The sequence below is a fragment of the Actinoplanes sp. NPDC049548 genome (genome assembly GCF_040676695.1).
In the GTDB taxonomy this organism is placed as follows: domain Bacteria; phylum Actinomycetota; class Actinomycetes; order Mycobacteriales; family Micromonosporaceae; genus Actinoplanes.
In genome coordinates this window covers 362,438-378,152 of sequence record NZ_JBFAPM010000002.1, presented here as the reverse complement: position 1 = coordinate 378,152, position 15,715 = coordinate 362,438, and the positions used below count along the sequence as shown (strand labels likewise).

The following is a 15,715-nucleotide window of genomic DNA, read 5'->3' as shown; positions in this document are numbered from 1 at the left end:
TGCTTCTCGTGACGCTGGAGATCGAGCGGTCGCCCCTGACCCGCGCAAACCTGGTGCAGCGGACCGCGCAGGAGGTCCGGGAGGACCGGCGGGCCGCGGCCCGGCGTGCCGAGGCCGCGCTCCACATCCTGCTCGTCACGCTTCTCTGGCTCGTGTCCGTGCCGTTCCTGCTCGGCTGGGGCCTGCTCGGCCCGGAACGCGAGCCCGGCACGCTGCTCTTCGCCGCCCTGCTGGCGGTCGTGCTGCCGTTCGCCGGTGCCGTCATCGCCACCCGTAGCGCGCTGTACTTCACCGGCGGGGTCTACGCCGTGCTGACCCTCGCGATGGTGCTTCCCGCGATCAGCATGGTGCGGGCAGGATGAGGCGATGGCGGCGGAGAAGGAAGAGCGCGACGGCGTACCCCTGACGAACCTGGATCAGGAGCTCTTTCCCGACGCCGGCGCTACCAAGCGTGACCTTGTCGACTACCTCGACGCGGTGCGCGACCGGATCATCCCGGTGCTGCGCGACCGCCCCCTGTCCGTGGTGCGCGTGCTGCGCGGCCAGGACAAGTTCATGCAAAAGAATCTGCCGAAATACACCCCCGAATGGGTGCCGCGGACCAAGGTCTGGGCGGAGGCGTCCCATCGCGAAGTCCTGTACGCCCTCTGCAACGACCGCCGCACCCTGCTGTGGTTCGCCAACCAGCGCGCGGTCGAGTATCACCCGACGCTCATGACGACCGCCGACCACGACCACCCGACCCACCTCATCATGGACCTCGACCCGCCCGAGGGCGGCGCCTTCTCGCTGGCGGTGCAGGCGGCCCGGCTCGTCCGGCAGGCGCTCGCCGACGCGGGCATGGACGGGGCGGTCAAGACCAGCGGTTCCAAGGGCGTGCACGTGTTCGTCCCGCTCGACGGCACCGCCGCCACCTGGGACGTGGCCGCTGCGACCCGCGCGGTGGCGGCCCGCGCGGAACGGCTCGACCCGGCGCTCGCCACGACCGCGTTCATCCGCGAGGACCGGCATGGCAAGGTCTTCCTCGACGCCACCCGGTCCGGCGGGGCGAGTGTGGTCGCCGCTTACAGCCCACGGGTACGCCCTGGCGTGCCGGTCTCGTTCCCGGTGGCGTGGGACGACCTCGACGACGTCACGCCCGCCGACTTCACCGTGCACACCGCGCCCCGGCTGCTGGGGGAACGCGACCCGTGGGCGTCCGCGATGCCCGCGCCGCAGAAGCTCGACGCGGGGCTGGTGGAGGAGGGGCACACGATCCCGGTGGCCCGGGTCGCGGCGATGCACGAGGGCAAGCGCCGGGCACGGGCGCGCCGTGAGGCGGACTGAGCGCCGCCGGATCACCCGGTGGGGCCGGTGGGTAGGTCTCGGCGGTTCCGGAACGGGCCGAGGAGCAGGATCACGCCGCTGAGGGCGTACCCGATCGTGATGGTTGTCAGGGCTTGGCGGGTGCCGAACGCGGCCGCGGCCGCCCCGCCCAGCACAGCCCCGACGGGGATCGCGCCGAAGTTGACGAACTGCATGCTGGTGAGGATCCGGCCCAACAGTTCCGGCGGACAGTACGCCTGCCGGAAGCTGCCGTTGATGACGTTGCCGGCGACCGCGCCGGCCGATATGCCCGCCATGCCGGCCACGACGAGGGCGAGACCTGCGCCGGGGCGGGTCTGCGGGACCAGCGTGGACGCGACACCGGCGAAGATCTTGGACCAGAACAGGACTCGGGCGTCACCGAAGCGGCGCACGAGCAGCGGCGTCACACTGGCCGCGCCGACGCCGCCGAGACTGCTCATCGCGAGCAGCATTCCGACACCGGTCGTGCCGAGCCGCACGTCGCGGACGAGGAAGACGACGAGGAGCGCGTTGACTCCGGTCAGGAACAGGTTGGCCGCGGCGCCGTGCAGGGTCAGGTTGCGCAGGTAGCGGTCGCGGGCGAGCCAGCGGGCACCGGCGGCGATGTCTCGCACCAGGGTCCCCGGCGCGGTCTGCGACGGGCTCGGGCGCCGCTCCGGGCGGCGGATCCGCCAGAGCAGAACCGCGGACACGAGGAAGCTGAGCGCGTCGGTGACGAAACCGGCGAGCGCGCTCACGGTCGCGACCAGGAGGCCACCCATCGCCGGTCCCGCCACCTGAGCAGCGGAGTCGGTCGCGTGCAGCACCGAGTTGGCACCGACCAGTTGGTCCTTGCGGAACATCGCGGGCAGGTACGCCGTCCACGCGACGTTGAAGAAGACCGTCGCGACGCCGAGCAGCATCGCCATCACCAGCAGGTGCGTCATGGTGAGCACGCCGAACCATGCGGCGATCGGCACGCTCGCCACGACCGCCGCGGCCACGAGGTCCGCGGCGAGCATGACCGGCCGGCGGGCCACCCGGTCGATCCAGGCCCCGGCAGGCAGGCCGACGACCAGCCACGGCAGCCAGGCCGCGGCGGTGAGCAGGCTGACCGGCAACGGGCCGGCGTCGAGGACCTGCACGGCGAGCAGCGGGGTGGCCACGGCGGCGACCGAGCTTCCCGCCTTGCTCACGGTCATGCCGGCCCACAGCCGGCGGAACGCGACGTCGCGCAGGACCGATGCCGGCTTCTCGGACGTTCTCTCGGCGACGGCGGTCATGGGCGTGCCGGGAAGCCGCGACTGAGCACGAAGACCGGTTCCCGTTCCGGAGTGTCGGGGCGGCCTGCGAACCGGTCGATGACGGCCTGGATCTGCCGGCTGAGCTCGGCCAGCTCGGCGGGGCTCAGCCGCAGGAAGCCGTCGGTGGAGAACGCACTGTGGATCCACGGTTCCTCGCGCGACGCGGGGCTGCCGAGCCAGGAGGTGGTGAGCTCCACCTGGCGCTGCAGGCCGAGCGCCTCGGCCGCGTCGGCGGCGGCCAGGTCGGCCGGGTCGCCGGTGAAGTCGGAGACCTCCCAGCTGATGCTCCGGTCCGGCATCCGCCACCAGTGCTCTTTGCGGTTGCGGGCCAGCTCCGGCGCCTCCTCGATGAGACCGGCCTCGGCCAGCACCCGCAGGTGGTGGCTCACGTTGGCGACGGCCTGACCGGTGACGCGGGCCAGGACGCTCGGCATCGAAGGCCCGTCGACCCGGAGCAGGTCCATCAGTCTTCGGCGTACGGGATGAGCGACCGCCTTGAGCACGGCCGCGTCCTTGATCTGAGCCATGCCCTCACGGTGCCATGGTAAATACCTGTTGCGCAAGAGCTGTTTACTAATGTTCGTCGGTCGCGGACAACGAAGACACAGGCCGGTTTCCTGGTTTGAGCCGACGATGAGGGAGAACGTTCGCCGTGCTGGAACCAGCGGACAACGCCGCATTCGTACGCCGGGTGCACGACAAGGGGCTGCAGGTTCGACCTGCAGACCATGCCCCGCCGCAGGCTGCTGGCGGCGTGGGGTGGTGCCGGTGCGCTGGCGGTGGTCGGAGGGTGCGGCACAGGTTCCTTGTCCGCGTCACCTGCGGCTTCTGCCGGCGGCTCACTTGCCGAGGTCGAGTCCGAGACGGCCGGGCCGTACCCTGCTGACGGCTCCAACGGTCCGGACGTCCGGACCCTCGACGGCATCGTGCGCAAGGACAGCCGCACGCCGCCTTCCCGGGCGCCGCCGGCTCGTCGAGGCTCGTTCCGATGACGTGGTCTGCGACACACTTTCCGCATTCGTCGACCGATCAGGGTACGTCAAACGGGCTATAGCTCCTGGTCGATGTCCTTGGACAGAATCGTTCTCATGACCGCCCCGGCAAACGACGCCCTCCTGATCACGCTCCTCGCCGCGTTCACCGCCTGTGTCGGATACGCGGCGGGCCGCCTGCACCAGTGGTACCGGACCGGTCTGGACCGGGACGAGGCCTATCGGGACGGTTACGACACCGCCACCCGCAGCGTCTTCAGCATGGCGGCCCGTCTGATCGGCCCGAAACGAGCCATCCGCGGCACGGCGACCGTCACCCCTGCGGTGATCACGACGGCGCCGCCGGTACCGGGCGGTGCGGTGGCGGCTGGTGACGGTGCTCGCTTCGGGTCCGTGGCCGACGGTCTCTTCGACGCTGGTGGGGTGCTTCCCGCTGACGCCGCGTCCGAGCCGCTTGGCGTGACCGCCACGCCGGCGCTGCTCGAGGGGCCCGCTGCCGAACCACGGTTGCGGCGGCGGGCACGCGAGGATGCCGTTGCCACCCCGGCCTCCGCGACTTCCCAGGCCTCCGCGGCCGGCGATGTCGCCGCGGTGTCGGTGTCGAACGGTGGTGGGCGTCATCTCGTACCGGATGAGTTGGTGCAGGCGCCCACGTACCGACTGGCGCCCGATCGTGTGGCGCGTGCCAAGGTGCCCGGCGCGCTGCCCGACGATGCCGAGCAGGAGACCACGCGACTGCCGTCGGTGCCTCGGCCCCGCTCGTCCTGAACGCCGCCCGGGTTGCCGCGTTCTCGACCTGCGCACGGCATCTTTCGCGAGGACGAGCCCATGTGGGCGTGGCGGCGGCGCTGGGTGGCGCCGGTCAGGACCGGGTCGAGAAGCGACGACCGGCCCGTCGGTCACGACGGCGCGGAGCTGAGCGGCGTCCCGGCAGTGGTGGCGGCGCTCGCTGAGGCTCCGAGCACATTCCTGGCCCTCGCGGACGACCCCGCCGACGCAGAGCGGGCCATCGACCGCGACGACCTGCCCGGCTACCTCGGCGTGACGACCACCGACGGGCGGAAGTGGGAGCTGATCCTCGCCGACGAGGTCAAAGGCATCATCGACACCGGCGGCTACACCGACGTCACCGACGACCTCCTGGAGCAGGTCCTCGCCCTTCAGCCCGGCGTCGTCTCCACCGCCCACCTCGATCGTGAGGTGTACTTCCTGCACTTGGCCGACCCGGAGTCGCCGGAGCGCGTGCTGGCTCGATTCATCAACGCCGTTGTGCAGGCGCATCGCGAACTTGGACGACGTCTTGGCGTCGAGCTGCCGGACTGACGCAGCCTTCCGGGCTGCACGATTGCTCCGACGCAGGTGACCAGGCCGCTCTGAAACCAGCGCACGTCGGTCGGGCCGATCAGTGACGGCGGAGCGCGCCGACCACCAGTACGGCACATCCGGCCAGGCAGAGAAGGGTCCGGGCATGGTTGGCCGGGTCCCAGCCGGCCAGGAACTGCGACCAGGTGACCGTGCCGGCGTCCAAGCGGTTGTTCAGCGGCACGTTGATCGCTGCGGTGACGCCGAGTGCTCCGGCGATGGTGAGGATCGCCCCGATCAGCAACCAGGCGGCGCCGGGCTCGGACCAGGTGACGATCGCCCGGACGATCATCACCACGCAGAGCGCTGAGGCGCCGAACAAGGCGATCATGAGAGGTGGGCGCTGCGCGGTGACGTTGATCGAACGCATGGCGGCTGCGCCGCTCGCATCCGGCAGCCGACGCAGACCGCTCATGACGAATGCGGAGAATGCGAAGAACACGCCGGCGAGCAGTCCGCTCCCGACGGTGGTGGCTGCGGTGATGATTTCCCAGGGACGAGTCATGACTCAATGTCATCGCAGCTTGATGTGATGATCCATGCGGCAGGCGCCCGGCTGCATGCGCGAGCGTCTATGCTGCGCCGATGGACCCCGTGAGCGGGCTCCTCGATCCGCGGGCACGGGGGGCGTTCATTCTGCGCTCCGTGCTGTCCGGGCCGTGGTCGATACGGGTCGAGGACCGGGCTCCGCTGACCTTGGTGGCGGTCGTGCGGGGATCCGCGTACGTCGGCGCGGGCGCAGCGTCGACTGAGATCGCGCCAGGGGACGTGGCAGTCGTGCGGGGGCCCGCTCCGTACACAGTGGCTGATTCCGTCACCACAGCGCCGCAGGTCGTGATCGGGCCGGACCAAGTCTGCCGGCCGATCGCCGGCGCGGTCGGTGCCCGCCCGATGGGACCGCTCGGGCTGCGATCCTGGGGAAATGATCCGGACGGCGACACGATCCTGCTCACCGGGACGTACCATTCGCCGGCCGAGATCAGCCGGTCGTTGCTGTCGGCGTTGCCGGATCTGGTGGTGTTGCGGCCCGGTGAGTGGAACTCCGGGCTGGTCGAGCATGTCATTCACGAGGTCGATCGGGACCTGCCCGGCCAGGACGTCGTCCTGGACCGGCTCCTCGACCTGATCCTGATCACCGCCGTGCGGACATGGCTCGCGCGGCCGGATGCGCATCCGCCACGCTGGTACACCGCCCAGGACGATCCGATCCTCGGTGCCGCCCTGGCCTGCATTCACGCTCGACCCGACCAGGCTTGGACGGTGGCATCCCTGGCCGCTGAAGCACGCTGCTCGCGCGCGCTGCTGGCGCGGCGATTCACCGACCTGGTGGGTGTCCCGCCGATGACCTATCTGACCGAGTGGCGTCTGTCCTGTGCCGCCGACATGCTCCTGCGAAGTGACGCGACGCTGGAGGCGATCGCCCGCGGCGTCGGGTACGCCAGCCCGTTCGCGCTCAGTGCCGCCTTCAAGCGGGTCCGTGGAGTGTCCCCCAGCACGCTGCGCAGAGAAGCTGCCGCCGGTCTGCCTCATGGGCGGTGATCACCGAGTCAAGCTTTGAGCCGAGAGGACGCGATGTCGTACCCCGGCGGTAGCGTCCCGGCATGGTGACGGTCCAGCAGGTGAGGGCGGTGGCGCTCCGGCTACCGCGGACGACGGAGCATCTGATCCGGGACCGGGTGAAGTTCCGCGTCGGAAAGATCGTCTACGTGGCGTTCTCCCGGGACGAGACGGTCATGGGCTTCGGCTTCCCCAAGGTGGAACGCCAAGCCCTCGTCGAGGCGCGGCCGGACGTCTTCCATCTTCCGAACGAGTCGAACATGCGGTTCCAGTGGGTCCAGGCATGGATGGCGGCCCTGGACCCGGACGAGATGGTGGAGCTCGTCACCGACGCCTGGCGCATGTGCGTCCCGAAACGCGTTGCCGCGGCGTTCGACGCCAATCTGCTGGAAGCGCTACCCAAGCTGTGATCCGGGCGGCCTCTCGGCGAGCCATCGTGGGCGTGCGCGGCCTACTGGGGGACCGCTGCTCGGAATGAGGCGGCCCACGCCCTTCGCCGCGAGATGGCGCAGGAACGCATGCACCGCCGGGGTCGTCGCGGTCCACGGCTTGCGCACGGTGTCCCACGGCCGAACTCACCGAGACCGCGGGCCGCGGCCTCACTCACCCGACGGCGCCGGCCGTCGTGGCGGGCCTGCCTGGATCCGTTCGCGGATCTCCTGCATGCGCTCCGGCGAGTGGTGCGGCATCTCCCAGCGGGTCTCCATCCACCACGTGCACCCCGCCTCCGCCCACGGCTCGACGTGGTGCCACGCCGCCGCCGGGTCGTCGGCGGGCGTCTCGCCCTCGGCGAGGATGTCGAGGCCGGGTGGCGCGCCGTGCTCGGTCAGCCACGCGCGCATGGCGCGCAGCTCGTCGGGACCGCCGCCGTGGCCCGGGATGACCCCGTCGCATTTCAGCACCCGGCGCAGGGACTTCGGCCGGGGCCAGACCGCCACCACCCAGATCGGTATGCGGGCCTGCACCGGCCGGCCGGCCTCGGCCAGGTCTCCGCGGTCCACGTGATAGTCGTAATGAGGCCCGTGATGGCTCGTGCCGCCGGCCCACAGCGTGCGCATGAGGTCGATGGCGTCGTCCATCATCCCGGCGCGCTGCCGCAGGTCGGTGACCTCGCCGGTCTCCGGCAGGTCGGTGGTCAGCGCGCCGACGCCTATGCCCAGGACGGCGCGCCCGCCGGACAGCTGGTCCACCGTGGCCACCTGGCTCGCGACCTTCCACGGGCGTCGCCACGGCAGCGGAGTCAGCATGGTGCCGAGCCGGATGCGGGTCGTCACCGCGGCGATCGCGGCGAGCAGACTCCAGGCGTCCACGCCGGACGCGGCCTCCCACACGAAGACGCCGTCCCAGCCGGATCGTTCGGCCAGGACCGCCTGGTCGAGCTGCTCCGGAGCCGTTCCGCCGGGGAGGATCACCCCGTACCGCATGGGCGAAGAGGTCATGAGGGGACGTTAGCGGGGCGGTACGACGTTTTCGCCGGGATGCCGTCCGAGCAGGGCGAGGATGCGATCGAGCGGGCCGGTGCCGGGGTCCGGGACGCTCGGCGCGAAGGCGGCTCCGGGGGCGAGGCGGCCGGCGTCGTCGGGCACGCCCTCCGCGATCGGCAGGGCGGCGGCCAGGAGGTCGTCGTCCAGCTCGTACGGTACGCCGATCGTCCGCGCGACATCCCATCCGTGCACGACGTAGTCGACGAAGTGGAACGCGATCGCCAACCGTCCCGGAATCGGCCGCGCACCGATCTCCGGCAGGTGGAACGGGGCGTCGAGGCGGCCGGGCGCCGCGAAAGCGCTGATCACGGTTTCGGCGGCTTCGGCGTACTCGGAAAGGGGTTCGGGGCCGAGCGGCTTCGGCACCCAGATCTCGCGGTCGGCGCCGCGGCCCTCGGCCGCAGCGGCGAAGCCTCGGTGCTGGGCGACCATGTGGGCGAGGAGGGCGGCGAGGTCCCAGGACGCGCACGGCGTGGGCGACGAAAGATCGTCGGGCGAGATCTGAGCGACGACGGTCACGGTCGCCCGCACCGCACGCTCGTCGAGTTCAACGGTACGCATCTGCTTACGATCTGCTCACGCGTACGGTAAGTCAAGGGGTATCGTGCCGCCGTGGCCGACCGCCCTGATCTCGCCGCGATGATGGCGCGCCTCACGCGCGTACTGATGAATGCGGAACGTCCGGTGCTCGAGTCGCACGGCGTGTCGATGTGGGGCTATGTCGTGCTGAGCGCGCTCGCGGACGAGCCGATGCGCACCCAGGCGGCGCTGGCCCGGGCGATCGGCGCGGACAAGACCCGGATCATCGCGGACCTCGACGACCTGCAGGAACGCGGCCTGATCGAGCGCGAACCCGACCCGGCTGACCGGCGCGTCCGGCTCCTGCGCCTCACGGCCGCGGGGCGCAAGCTCCACCAGGCCGTCCGTACGGCGATCCGCGCCGAGGAGGAGCGCCTGCTGGCCGGTCTGACATCGGCACAGAAGCAGCTCTTCCTGCGAATACTCCAGGATCTGGACCCGGGCACGCGCTGAGGTTGTCGGACCCCGCTGATAGACCGGACGCACGCGAGAGAAAGGACGTGCGACATGGTGCTCAGCGAGCGGCCAAGGCCTCCTGCAGGCCCCGGGCAGCAAGCCGGTCGGCGCGCTCGTTCTCCGGATGGCCGGCATGGCCCTTCACCCAGTGCCACTGCACGTCATGGCGGCGCACCGCGGCGTCGAGCCGCTGCCACAGGTCCACGTTCTTCACCGGCTGCTTCGCCGACGTCAGCCAGCCGTTGGCCTTCCACCGGGGCAGCCACTTCGTGATGCCGTCGCGCACGTAGATGCTGTCGGTGTAGAGCAGGACGGGAAGGGGGGCGCGGGTCAGGCTCTCGAGGGCCCGGATCGGGGCCATCAGCTCCATGCGGTTGTTGGTGGTCGGGTTGGCCTCGCCGCCGCACAGGTCCTTCTCGGTGGTGCCCCAGCGCAGAACGGCACCCCAGCCGCCGGGACCGGGGTTGGGCACGCAGGCGCCATCCGTGAAGATCTCCACCGCGGTGACCGAGCCTGTCATGGGCAGCACCCTACCGAGACGTCCCGAACGCGCGGCGCACGCCATGGGCGACGACGCAGATCTGCGGGGTGGAGCGCGCGCTGCCGAGCTTCCTCGAACCCATGCTCGCTCGCGGCGCAACGGTGCTGGATGGGGACGCTGGCTCCGAAGATTGTGACTTCCGGCGATACGGTTCGGACGTGGCTCCCGTTCCCTTGATCTTCCTCGACGTGGACGGACCGTTGATTCCGTTCACGAGTCGGCGGGGTGACGATGCCGCCGGGTCGCCGGCCGAGGTGGGCAACCCTCTCCTGGACCGGCTGGACCCGGAGGACGGTCGAAGGCTGTGTGCGCTGGGAGGGCGGCTGGTCTGGGCCACGACCTGGATGGCGGACGCCAACGAGGTCATCTCGCCCAGGCTCGGGCTTCCGCAACTGCCCGTCGTCGAGTGGCCGGACGACGACGAAGCGCCGGTGGGCGGCCTGCACTGGAAGACCGCGTTCCTGGTGCAGTGGGCCGCCGGCCGCCCGTTCGTCTGGCTTGACGACGAGGTGACCGATGCCGACCAGAGGTGGATCCTCGCGCATCATCCTGGACGGGCCCTGGTGCACCGCGTCGACCCGCATGTGGGCTTGACGGAGACGGACTTCTCCGTAGTCCGGCGGTGGCTCGAAGGTGCGGACAGTAGATGAGCGCAGAGATCCTCCGACTCAGGGCCAGGCCGTCCGGTCGCTTCGGCGCTGCGATGTGGCCGTGCCTGTCGGGCCGCCGGCTCGGTGGCCTGCGTGACGTTGCAGGCCCCGGGGGGAACCGGTCCGAGCCGGCGGCCTGCCCCCGCGAGGCCGGAGCCTGTGGGAGCGCTCCCAAGCGCAAGCCTACCGGAACAGTGCACAGTCGTAAACGCCTCGTCGACATCGACGGCTCCGCAAGTCCGATGAGGCGGAAGGCGCAGGCAACGCGGGCCGGTCACCGTCACGCCGGAGGACGTAGGCCACACCCTGTGGACGCGTCAAAGCCGGCTCTCTCCCAGCCAGTACAGTTTCGGCATGGTTCAGGCCGCCGTCGAAGTGCAGGGGCTCGTCGTCAAGTACGGCGATGTCACCGCCGTCGACGGTGTCTCACTGACCGTGCCGCGCGGCTCGATCCTGGCCCTGCTGGGCAACAACGGCGCGGGGAAGACCAGCCTGTTGCAGGTTTGTGAAGGGTTCCGCGGGCCCGACGGCGGGTCCGTGCGCGTGCTGGGCCTCGACCCGGTCGCCGATCATGACGCTCTCATGCCGCGGCTCGGGATCATGCTGCAGTCCGGTGGCGTCTATCCGTGGGCCACCGCCGGGGAGATTCTGCGGCTCTTCGCGTCGTACGCGGCGAATCCCCTCGACGTCGACATGTTGCTCGACCGCCTGAGCCTGCGGAAGTTCGCCAAGACCACGTTCCGTCGCCTCTCCGGCGGCGAACAGCAGCGGCTGTCGCTCGCGGTGGCGCTGGTTGGCCGCCCCGAACTCGTCTTCCTGGACGAGCCCACGGCCGGCATGGACGTCGGCGCCCGGCAGACCACCTGGCAGCTCGTCGAGAGCCTCCGCGCCGACGGCGTCACCGTTCTGCTCACCACCCACCTGCTCGACGAGGCCGAAAGCCTGGCCGACCACGTCGTCATCATGAACAACGGCGTGGTCGCCGCCACCGGCACCCCGACCGAGCTCACGGCCGCGGCCGGCATCGACCTCCTTCAAGTACGCGCGGAGCCCGGTCTCGTCCTCACCGGCCTGGCCGCCCGCCTCGACGCCAAGGTCGCCGAGCAGTCCCCGGGCGAGTACGCGGTCGCCGGCGCCCTCGACACGGAGTCGATCGCGGCGGTCCTCGCCTGGTTCGCCGAGTCCGGCGCACAGGTCACCGCGGTCAACACCCGGCGCCGGACTTTGGAGGACGTCTACCTCGCCCTGACCGCGGGTGCCGGCCGATGAGCCGGGACTGCGTCGGCTCGGCAGAGGCCGAGGTCGGGCCGCTCCGGGCTGGGCCGTGGTCCGCCACCTATGGACCCGGACGCGGCGGTCGTCTGCTGAATTCTGATCTCGGAGTCACCCGATGAGCACCGGCACGTTCTCTCCCGCCCCCGGCCGCGCTCCCCTGCGGGCCATCCTGCGCCGGCAGGTCCGCATGGAGCTGATCCTCACCGCCCGGCGCGGTGAGGCCGTCGTGCTGGCGATGGGCGTTCCGTTGCTCGTCCTGCTCGGCGCGGGACTGACGAACGCGACCAATGTGCCCAGTGGCGACCGGCTCGGTTACGTGGTGCCCGGCGTGCTGGCCTTGACCGTCATGTCGACCGCGTTCACCGGCCAGGCGATCACCACCGGGTACGAGCGCAGCTACGGCGTCCTCAAACGGCTCGGCGCCTCACCGCTCACCCGGCCCGGCCTGCTGTTCTCCAAGACCGTGGCGATCCTCTGCCTCGTCGGCCTGCAGGTGCTGGCACTGGCCCTGGTCGGCGTCGCCGCCGGCTGGCGGCCGGAACTGTCCCGGCTCCTCCCGGCGGCCGGGGTGACCGTTCTGGCGACGGCCGCGTACTGCGGGCTGGCGTTGCTCATCGCGAGCCTGCTGCGGCCGGAGACGGTGACTGCCGCGGCCACCCTGGTGTACGTGCTGATGATGGCCGCGGGAGGAATCATGTTCGCCGCGCCGGACCTCGGCACGGCGGGCTACTTCGTGCTGCCCCTGGCCGCGCATGCCGAGGCGCTGCGGGACACGCTCACCGACGGTAGGGCCGTGCCGGGCGCGATCTGGCTGAGCCTCATCCTCTGGGCCGCGGTCGCCCTCACCGCCGCCGCCCGCAAGTTTCGCTGGGAGTGACGCGACAGCGCGCGGTGAAGGCACGGGCGGTCCGGTGAGCACGACGAGGCCAAGGCGACGGTCGGTGGGATGCCTCGATCGCAGAGCTCAGGCCGAGACGGGGCCTGGACCGTGCTTACCGGTCAGTGTGTGTGGCGCTCCCAGGCCGGCCGCTGGGGTTCGTCGTTGTGCACGACGATGTCGGCGTGATCGACCGGGCGGGCTGTCGCGTAGTAGAGCCGTTGGGACGGGATGTAACGCTCGCGCCAGCGCCGTTCGACGTCGGCTCGAGATGACACCCCGCCCTCCCGGACCACGGCGCGGTCGACGGTCTTCTCGAGGGTGGTCGACACGAAGATGCGCAGATCCCACCGGTCGATCAGTTCCGGGCGCATGAGGAAGACGCCGTCGAAGAGCAGCACGGCGTCGGCGGGCGCAGTCATGACCGGCGGAGACAGCACGGTGTCCGCGGTGTGGTCGTAGACGGCGTGCTGGAAGCGTCGATCTCCGCCCGGGCCGAGCGGATCGAGCAGGACCCGGATCAACGCGTGGTAGTCGTGGGTGTCGAAGTAGCAGCCTTCGGCCGAGTACTCGCCCCGCGGATAGCGCTGTGCCCGGGGGTAGAGGAAATCGTCGATCGTCGCGCGGATGACGTCGCGGCCCCGGGTACGCAGGACGGTGGCCAGCTCGTCGGCGAGCGTGGTCTTGCCTGCGGCCGGCGGCCCGTCGACGGCGACCCGCGCCGGGTGTGCGGCGGTGACGGATCCGACCGCCTCGGCGAGGTGGCCCAGTACCTCGTCGCGGGTCCCTTGATTCATGTCCGTCCCGTCCTGGTCCGGCGATGGTCGCCACGTCGAGCCGACCTTATGCCGGCCCGGGGCCGGTCCGCTGGTCGCACATGGACGCTGGTGAGGATCGGCCGCGTATGATCCCGCGATGGTTCAGGGGACCTTGCTGGCACGCGGTGGACTCAGCTACGTCGATCGCCGCGACTTCACCCGGGGTTACTCACTCGCGGTCGTCAAGCGGATGCGCTGGCCGTCGGTGAGCCTCCGGGTGGAAGACCGCACGCTGACCTTCTCGTCGCGGGCCGGCTCCGACGAGCTGCACCACGCTGAGGTGACCGCGTTGCCGCACCGGCCGATCGTCCTCGGCTGGATCCCCACCCCTCCTTGGCTGTCTCGTTCGAGACCGAGGAACGCGATCAGGTTCTTCTCTTCTGGACTCCCCGTGCCCGCGCAGTCATCCGGGAGCTCGCCCGGCTCGGTCGGGACGCCGACGCGGACGCCGACGACTTCCTCTGACATAGCCGGACCCGTCCGAGTGCACACACCTCAGCAAAAGGCGCGCCTCGTTGCTGAGAGTGCGGCGGCGGTCACGCGGACATCATCCGACTCAGCGATCGAAGATCACCGGTCCACTGTGCTATGGTGCGGAGCCGCTTGGCGTGCTTTGAGCGAATCATAGTCGCCAATGCGTGGAATTCGGACATGCCTCTGCCGCGGCGGCGAACCTTCCGTTACTCCGGGTGTGGCTGATAGTTTGTCCGATGTGGACCCGAGTTACACCGGATTGCGGGTGGATGCCGCCCGCACCGGCATCCGAAAAACGGCTCCGGCCGAAGTAAAGATTGCGACACGTGGGGTCGGCATTAACCTGATCCTCGTCTAGCGTTCACCGCCTGGGCGTCCTTGCGCTTGTTGTTGCGGGCCAAGGGGTGGAGGGGCGTGGAAAGAGTGGTGTGCGCGGAATTGCCGAGTGGGCGTGGGGTCTCACTGGAGGCAGAGACGTCGTGACAGTGACGGGGACGGCGGGGAACGCCGATACACAGGACATTCCTAAAATCGCAGATCATCCGGATGTCGCCGATGGGGATCTCGGTGACGTCTGGGGGCGTGGCCATGCGGACCGCTGGGTCTGGGAGGCGCGCTACATCAGGCTGCTCCTGGTCGTCGACTTCGGAGCGACGCTGGTGGCCACCCTGGCGGCCTTCGTGCTGCGCTTCCAGGGCGCGGCCTACGCGAACTGGTATCTGACATTGTCGGCGCTGGTCCCGGCGGTGTGGGTGGGCGTGCTGGCGCTGACGCACGCGTACGAGCGCCGGGTGCTGTTCGTCGGCGGCGAGGAGTACCAGCGGGTGCTGCGGGCCGGCGTACGGCTGACCGTGGGCATGGCGCTGGCGTCGTACGTGGCCAATGCCGACCTGGCCCGTGGCTATCTGCTCATCGCCCTGGTGCTGACCACCGTGCTGTCCCTGGCCGGCCGGTTCACCCTGCGCAAGATCCTGCATAGGGCCCGCCGTCGCGGCGCCTGCATGCACCGGGTCCTCGTGCTGGGACACGCGCCGGCGGTCGCCCAGCTCACCCGGCAGCTGCACCGCCGCCGCCACCACGGCCTGCAGGTGATCGGCGCCTGTCTGCCGGCGGACCAGCTGGCCGACGCGGCGCGCACGGTGGACGTGCCGGTGTTCGGGGCGCTCGGCGCGGCCGCCAACTCGGCAGCCGCGGCCGGTGCCGACACGGTCATGGTGCTGTCCTGCCCGGAGCTGGACGGCGCGATGCTGCGCCGGCTGGCCTGGGAGCTGGAGCGTGACGACATCGACCTGATCGTGTCGTCGTCGCTCGTGGACACCGCCGGCGACCGCATCACGGTGCGCCCCGTCGACGGGCTGCCCATGATGCACATCGAGCATCCCCGGCTGTCCGGCGGCCGGCGGCTGATCAAGTCGGTCTTCGACGTCTCGGTGGCCGCGCTGCTGCTGGTCCTGCTCGCGCCGCTGTTCCTGCTGATTGCGCTGGTCATCAAGCTGGACACCGGGGGGCCGGTGTTCTTCCGGCAGGTGCGGGTGGCGCGCGGCGGAGAGGTGTTCCGGATGTACAAGTTCCGGACCATGCACACCGACGCGGAGGCGCGCGTCGCGGCGATGCGGGGGCAGAACGAGTTCTCCGCGGTGCTGTTCAAGATCCGCGACGATCCGCGGGTCACCCGGTCCGGCCGCTGGCTGCGCCGGTACTCGCTCGACGAGCTGCCGCAGCTGCTCAACGTGCTGCTGGGGGAGATGTCGCTGGTGGGTCCCCGGCCGCCGCTGCCCAGCGAGGTCGAGCAGTACCCGCAGGACATGCGCCGGCGGCTGGTGGTGAAGCCCGGCATGACCGGGTTGTGGCAGGTGAGCGGTCGGTCGGATCTGTCGTGGGAGGACTCGATCCGGCTCGACCTGCGGTACGTGGAGAACTGGTCGCTCACCGTCGACCTGGTCATTCTCATGCGGACCGCGCTGGTCGTCATGCGGGGCGCAGGCGCGTACTAGACGCGCCGGGGGTTCAAGGGAATCGT

Annotated in this window: 19 protein-coding genes; 12 read left to right on the top strand and 7 right to left on the bottom strand. The window is 70.5% G+C overall.

Annotated features, from left to right (window positions below; all coding sequences use genetic code 11):
- Window positions 1-8: 8 nt before the first annotated feature.
- Together AB0J80_RS05845 and ligD are read left to right on the top strand one after the other, a co-directional pair.
- Window positions 9-362 carry a hypothetical protein gene (locus tag AB0J80_RS05845; protein ID WP_364700827.1) on the top strand — a complete coding sequence of 118 codons (354 nt, stop codon included), beginning with the start codon at window positions 9-11 and terminating at the stop codon, window positions 360-362.
- Between the two features lie 4 nt (window positions 363-366).
- Window positions 367-1,326: a non-homologous end-joining DNA ligase gene (ligD, locus tag AB0J80_RS05840; protein ID WP_364700825.1), complete on the top strand. Its 960-nt coding sequence runs from the start codon at window positions 367-369 to the stop codon at window positions 1,324-1,326.
- Between the two features lie 11 nt (window positions 1,327-1,337).
- Here the strand turns inward: ligD and AB0J80_RS05835 are convergent, their stop codons facing one another.
- Window positions 1,338-2,609: an MFS transporter gene (locus AB0J80_RS05835; protein WP_364700823.1), complete on the bottom strand. Its 1,272-nt coding sequence runs from the start codon at window positions 2,607-2,609 to the stop codon at window positions 1,338-1,340.
- Complete coding sequence (locus AB0J80_RS05830; protein ID WP_364700821.1) at window positions 2,606-3,157, bottom strand: helix-turn-helix domain-containing protein; 552 nt, start codon at window positions 3,155-3,157, stop codon at window positions 2,606-2,608. Before AB0J80_RS05830 ends, AB0J80_RS05835 begins: the two co-directional genes overlap by 4 nt.
- A 561-nt stretch (window positions 3,158-3,718) precedes the next feature.
- Here AB0J80_RS05830 and AB0J80_RS05825 point away from each other — a divergent pair.
- Window positions 3,719-4,390 carry a hypothetical protein gene (locus AB0J80_RS05825; RefSeq protein ID WP_364700819.1) on the top strand — a complete coding sequence of 224 codons (672 nt, stop codon included), beginning with the start codon at window positions 3,719-3,721 and terminating at the stop codon, window positions 4,388-4,390.
- Between the two features lie 60 nt (window positions 4,391-4,450).
- Window positions 4,451-4,945 carry a hypothetical protein gene (locus AB0J80_RS05820; protein WP_364700818.1) on the top strand — a complete coding sequence of 165 codons (495 nt, stop codon included), beginning with the start codon at window positions 4,451-4,453 and terminating at the stop codon, window positions 4,943-4,945.
- A gap of 79 nt (window positions 4,946-5,024) precedes the next feature.
- Here the strand turns inward: AB0J80_RS05820 and AB0J80_RS05815 are convergent, their stop codons facing one another.
- A complete protein-coding gene (locus AB0J80_RS05815) occupies window positions 5,025-5,489 on the bottom strand; it encodes an anthrone oxygenase family protein (RefSeq protein WP_364700816.1) in 465 nt (154 codons plus the stop codon).
- Window positions 5,490-5,569: 80 nt separating this feature from the next.
- On the opposite strand from AB0J80_RS05815, the gene AB0J80_RS05810 reads away from it, so the two are divergent.
- Both AB0J80_RS05810 and AB0J80_RS05805 read left to right on the top strand, forming a co-directional pair.
- On the top strand, window positions 5,570-6,523 hold the full coding sequence (locus AB0J80_RS05810; RefSeq protein ID WP_364700814.1) for an AraC family transcriptional regulator: 954 nt from the start codon (window positions 5,570-5,572) through the stop codon (window positions 6,521-6,523).
- A gap of 62 nt (window positions 6,524-6,585) precedes the next feature.
- Window positions 6,586-6,951, top strand: a complete 366-nt coding sequence (locus AB0J80_RS05805; protein WP_364700812.1) for an MmcQ/YjbR family DNA-binding protein — start codon at window positions 6,586-6,588, stop codon at window positions 6,949-6,951.
- Window positions 6,952-7,140: 189 nt separating this feature from the next.
- Here the strand turns inward: AB0J80_RS05805 and AB0J80_RS05800 are convergent, their stop codons facing one another.
- Both AB0J80_RS05800 and AB0J80_RS05795 read right to left on the bottom strand, forming a co-directional pair.
- Window positions 7,141-7,980: an LLM class flavin-dependent oxidoreductase gene (locus tag AB0J80_RS05800; protein ID WP_364700810.1), complete on the bottom strand. Its 840-nt coding sequence runs from the start codon at window positions 7,978-7,980 to the stop codon at window positions 7,141-7,143.
- A 9-nt stretch (window positions 7,981-7,989) separates the two neighbouring features.
- Window positions 7,990-8,586: a TIGR03086 family metal-binding protein gene (locus tag AB0J80_RS05795; protein ID WP_364700808.1), complete on the bottom strand. Its 597-nt coding sequence runs from the start codon at window positions 8,584-8,586 to the stop codon at window positions 7,990-7,992.
- Window positions 8,587-8,637: 51 nt separating this feature from the next.
- Between AB0J80_RS05795 and AB0J80_RS05790 the strand changes: the two genes are divergently transcribed.
- Window positions 8,638-9,057, top strand: coding sequence for a MarR family transcriptional regulator (locus tag AB0J80_RS05790; protein WP_364700806.1), 420 nt, complete (start codon window positions 8,638-8,640; stop codon window positions 9,055-9,057).
- A gap of 61 nt (window positions 9,058-9,118) precedes the next feature.
- On the opposite strand, the gene rnhA is transcribed toward AB0J80_RS05790, so the two are convergent.
- Window positions 9,119-9,580, bottom strand: a complete 462-nt coding sequence (rnhA, locus tag AB0J80_RS05785; RefSeq protein ID WP_364700804.1) for a ribonuclease HI — start codon at window positions 9,578-9,580, stop codon at window positions 9,119-9,121.
- Window positions 9,581-9,759: 179 nt separating this feature from the next.
- Between rnhA and AB0J80_RS05780 the strand changes: the two genes are divergently transcribed.
- The 3 genes from AB0J80_RS05780 to AB0J80_RS05770 all read left to right on the top strand — a co-directional run bounded on the left by AB0J80_RS05780 (window position 9,760) and on the right by AB0J80_RS05770 (window position 12,403).
- Window positions 9,760-10,251, top strand: a complete 492-nt coding sequence (locus AB0J80_RS05780) for an HAD domain-containing protein (protein WP_364701312.1) — start codon at window positions 9,760-9,762, stop codon at window positions 10,249-10,251.
- A 354-nt stretch (window positions 10,252-10,605) separates the two neighbouring features.
- Complete coding sequence (locus tag AB0J80_RS05775) at window positions 10,606-11,520, top strand: ABC transporter ATP-binding protein (protein WP_364700802.1); 915 nt, start codon at window positions 10,606-10,608, stop codon at window positions 11,518-11,520.
- A 121-nt stretch (window positions 11,521-11,641) separates the two neighbouring features.
- Window positions 11,642-12,403: an ABC transporter permease gene (locus tag AB0J80_RS05770; RefSeq protein WP_364700800.1), complete on the top strand. Its 762-nt coding sequence runs from the start codon at window positions 11,642-11,644 to the stop codon at window positions 12,401-12,403.
- A gap of 122 nt (window positions 12,404-12,525) precedes the next feature.
- Here the strand turns inward: AB0J80_RS05770 and AB0J80_RS05765 are convergent, their stop codons facing one another.
- Window positions 12,526-13,200, bottom strand: a complete 675-nt coding sequence (locus AB0J80_RS05765; RefSeq protein ID WP_364700798.1) for a cytidylate kinase family protein — start codon at window positions 13,198-13,200, stop codon at window positions 12,526-12,528.
- Window positions 13,201-13,554: 354 nt separating this feature from the next.
- On the opposite strand from AB0J80_RS05765, the gene AB0J80_RS05760 reads away from it, so the two are divergent.
- Both AB0J80_RS05760 and AB0J80_RS05755 read left to right on the top strand, forming a co-directional pair.
- Window positions 13,555-13,686, top strand: coding sequence for a hypothetical protein (locus tag AB0J80_RS05760; RefSeq protein ID WP_364700796.1), 132 nt, complete (start codon window positions 13,555-13,557; stop codon window positions 13,684-13,686).
- Between the two features lie 488 nt (window positions 13,687-14,174).
- Entirely contained in the window at window positions 14,175-15,689 is a 1,515-nt protein-coding gene (locus AB0J80_RS05755) for a sugar transferase (RefSeq protein ID WP_364700794.1), read from the top strand.
- Window positions 15,690-15,715: the final 26 nt, after the last annotated feature.

Excerpts from the sequence above, each read along its gene's own strand:
- ligD (WP_364700825.1), top strand. The coding sequence starts at position 367 with ATGGCGGCGGAGAAGGAAGAGCGCGACGGCGTACCCCTGACGAACCTG.
- AB0J80_RS05835 (WP_364700823.1), bottom strand. The coding sequence starts at position 2,609 with ATGACCGCCGTCGCCGAGAGAACGTCCGAGAAGCCGGCATCGGTCCTG.
- AB0J80_RS05830 (WP_364700821.1), bottom strand. The coding sequence starts at position 3,157 with ATGGCTCAGATCAAGGACGCGGCCGTGCTCAAGGCGGTCGCTCATCCC.
- AB0J80_RS05825 (WP_364700819.1), top strand. The coding sequence starts at position 3,719 with ATGACCGCCCCGGCAAACGACGCCCTCCTGATCACGCTCCTCGCCGCG.
- AB0J80_RS05820 (WP_364700818.1), top strand. The coding sequence starts at position 4,451 with ATGTGGGCGTGGCGGCGGCGCTGGGTGGCGCCGGTCAGGACCGGGTCG.
- AB0J80_RS05815 (WP_364700816.1), bottom strand. The coding sequence starts at position 5,489 with ATGACTCGTCCCTGGGAAATCATCACCGCAGCCACCACCGTCGGGAGC.
- AB0J80_RS05810 (WP_364700814.1), top strand. The coding sequence starts at position 5,570 with ATGGACCCCGTGAGCGGGCTCCTCGATCCGCGGGCACGGGGGGCGTTC.
- AB0J80_RS05805 (WP_364700812.1), top strand. The coding sequence starts at position 6,586 with ATGGTGACGGTCCAGCAGGTGAGGGCGGTGGCGCTCCGGCTACCGCGG.
- AB0J80_RS05800 (WP_364700810.1), bottom strand. The coding sequence starts at position 7,980 with ATGACCTCTTCGCCCATGCGGTACGGGGTGATCCTCCCCGGCGGAACG.
- AB0J80_RS05795 (WP_364700808.1), bottom strand. The coding sequence starts at position 8,586 with ATGCGTACCGTTGAACTCGACGAGCGTGCGGTGCGGGCGACCGTGACC.
- rnhA (WP_364700804.1), bottom strand. The coding sequence starts at position 9,580 with ATGACAGGCTCGGTCACCGCGGTGGAGATCTTCACGGATGGCGCCTGC.
- AB0J80_RS05775 (WP_364700802.1), top strand. The coding sequence starts at position 10,606 with ATGGTTCAGGCCGCCGTCGAAGTGCAGGGGCTCGTCGTCAAGTACGGC.
- AB0J80_RS05770 (WP_364700800.1), top strand. The coding sequence starts at position 11,642 with ATGAGCACCGGCACGTTCTCTCCCGCCCCCGGCCGCGCTCCCCTGCGG.
- AB0J80_RS05765 (WP_364700798.1), bottom strand. The coding sequence starts at position 13,200 with ATGAATCAAGGGACCCGCGACGAGGTACTGGGCCACCTCGCCGAGGCG.